General features: G+C 71.2%; 2 protein-coding genes and 1 pseudogene. 2 read left to right on the top strand and 1 reads right to left on the bottom strand.

The features are described 5' to 3' along the window. Positions 1 to 1101: PPE family protein (locus A5702_RS17235; protein ID WP_082956099.1), on the top strand; the 1101-nt coding region annotated here is incomplete at its 5' end. 21 nt (positions 1102 to 1122) lie between these two features. Here A5702_RS17235 and A5702_RS17230 read toward each other — a convergent pair. Continuing rightward, positions 1123 to 1473, bottom strand: coding sequence for a hypothetical protein (locus tag A5702_RS17230; protein ID WP_055403808.1), 351 nt, complete (start codon positions 1471 to 1473; stop codon positions 1123 to 1125). Between the two features lie 173 nt (positions 1474 to 1646). Here A5702_RS17230 and A5702_RS27005 point away from each other — a divergent pair. Then, positions 1647 to 1940: pseudogene (locus A5702_RS27005) on the top strand (PE family protein); the annotation flags it as partial. Between the last annotated feature and the right edge of the window lie 362 nt (positions 1941 to 2302).

Below are 2302 nucleotides of genomic sequence, written 5' to 3'. Positions count from 1 at the left end.
GCCGAGTTGGATGCCGCGGCATCCTCCTACGGGTCGGTTCTCGCGGGACTTGACGACGGGCCGTGGCAGGGGGCGGCGGCGTCGGCCATGCTGGCGGCGGCCGTGCCACAGGTGGCCTGGCTTCGCGGCACGGCGGGGCGGGCGGAGCAGGCCGCCGCTCAAGCCGCGGCCGCCGTGGGTGCCTATGAGGCGGCGTTCGCCGAAACGGTGCCTCCGCCGGTGATCGCGGCGAATCGCGCGTTGCTGCTGGAACTTCTGGCGACGAACGTCCTCGGCCAGAACACCGCCGCGATCGCGGCCACCGAGGCGCAGTACGGCGAGATGTGGGCGCAGGACGCCGCGGCCATGTACGGATATGCCGGGACCTCGGCCGAGGCGGCGACGTTGGCGCCGTTCGACCCGGCGGCCCCCACCACCAATCCGGCCGGGGTCGCCGGTCAGGCCGCCGCGGTGGCCCAGGCGGCCGGCAATGGCAGCGCGCAGGGGCTCGACAACGTGCCTCAAACGCTGTCGTCGCTGGCCGGGGTGCCGAACAATCCCGCCGGTATCAGCCTCGGTGGGATCAGCCTGAACCCCGAGGGCGACGGGCTCGTGGTGAGCGGTCCGTTGGGCGATCTGTTGGAGGGCCTGACCGGTTCGCAGACGCTCGACGCCAGCACGCCCTTCGATGCGTTCATCCGATTGATCTCGCCCACAAGGCTTTTCACCACCTCGTTCAAAGACATCCAAAGTATCGCCCAGGGCATGATGCCCGCCGCGAAATCGGCCACCGAGGGCGCCGCCAAGGCCGCGGAAGCGGTTTTGCCCGCGGCCGTGCCGGGCGCCGCGATTGGCGCGATCGGTGGAGCCGTGGGGAAGGCCTCGTCGGTCGGTGGCTTGTCGGTGCCCGCGGCGTGGGCCGGCGCGGCCCCGGCGGGTCCGCCCGTCACCGTGGCGCTCAATGGCCTCACCGCCGCGTCGTCCGTCGAGCCGGCGGCGAATGCGGTGGGCGGGGTGCCGACGATGCCCGTCGGTGGGACCGGGCGCGGCGCGGCGCACTTTGTCGCGCCCCGATACGGTTTCAAGCCCACCGTTATCGCTTCGCCCCCGGCCGGCGGTTGAGTCAAAGCCGGACCAGCCGGTTCAGCTGCTGGGGCCCTCCGCCGTCGGATTGGGCATCAGCACCCGCTGGCGGGTGGTGACCCGGAACGGATCCGGCGACTCGCCATCACCCAGCACCGCGTGCACATCTTCGGGCGTGATCAGGCCCAGTTCTATCTGCAGCCAGGTGGCGCTGAGTCCGAACGCGTGCGCGGCGCGCCTGGCCTCCTCGGCGTCGGGGAAGTCGTCGGCGTTGGCGCGCCCGGCCGCCCCGTACCAGCGCCCCTTGGTGACGCCGCAGGCGTCGCGCAACTGCTCGACGGTGATGTCGCGGTTGAGCGTCGCCTCGAGCAGGCGCCTCAGCCCCCATCCTGCGGCGTTGGTGCGTGGCATCCGTCCAGAGTAACGCGGTGCCGAAAGCCGGGCAAAGTGTCTCCACCTGCGAGTCTGATGACGAACACAAGAAATCTGTCCCTAAACCTAGACATCGATTCCAAAAATATGACATAGTGTCCGCAAGCACGACGGGATTATCCAGATTCAGGCATTCCACGAGGAGAAGACACATGTCGTTCCTGACCACGCAACCGCTGTTGCTGTCAGCCGCGGTCGGCCAGCTGCAGTCGATCGGCTCGGCGGTGACCGCGGCCAACTCGACGGCCGCATTCGCGATTACGGGCGTCGTCCCGGCCGCGGCCGACGAAGTCTCGGCGATGACCGCGGCCGCCTTCGCGGGCTACGGCCAGCAGTATCAGGCGATCAGCGGCGAGGCCAGCATGATCCACGAGCAGTTCGTCAGGACCCTGGCACAAAGCGCCGATTCGTACGAGGCCACCGAAGCCGCCAATGCGACGCAAGCCGCCGGCGGCCAGCTCGTCCCCGCCGCGCCCGCCCGCATGGTGCCGGCCGGACCCGCCCGCACGTCACCGGCCCTGCCCAGTCGCGTGACGCCCGCCGCACCCAACCGCGCGACACCCACGGGGCCCGCCCGGCCGGCCACCGCAGCAGCGCCCACGACCCCGGGGTGGCGTGGCGGCGGCTACGGCGGCGTCGGCACACCCCAGCACGGCGGTTACAACGGTTATGGGGCCGCCAATTACGGCCGCCACCAGGCGCCGTACACGCGCGGCCACTATGGCGCCCACCCGGCCGCCGCTCCGGCGGGATTGGTGGTTGGCGGCGCGACCGCCATCGGCGCCAACATGGCCGCCGCCGCCGAGGA

The sequence above is a fragment of the Mycobacterium sp. E3339 genome (assembly GCF_001666915.1).
Taxonomy (GTDB): domain Bacteria; phylum Actinomycetota; class Actinomycetes; order Mycobacteriales; family Mycobacteriaceae; genus Mycobacterium.
The sequence above is the reverse complement of the archived record's forward strand: the minus strand, read 5'-3'. Positions and strand labels throughout refer to the sequence as shown.

Coding starts and splice junctions, on each gene's coding strand:
- A5702_RS17230 (WP_055403808.1), bottom strand. CDS start 1,473: ATGCCACGCACCAACGCCGCAGGATGGGGGCTGAGGCGCCTGCTCGAG.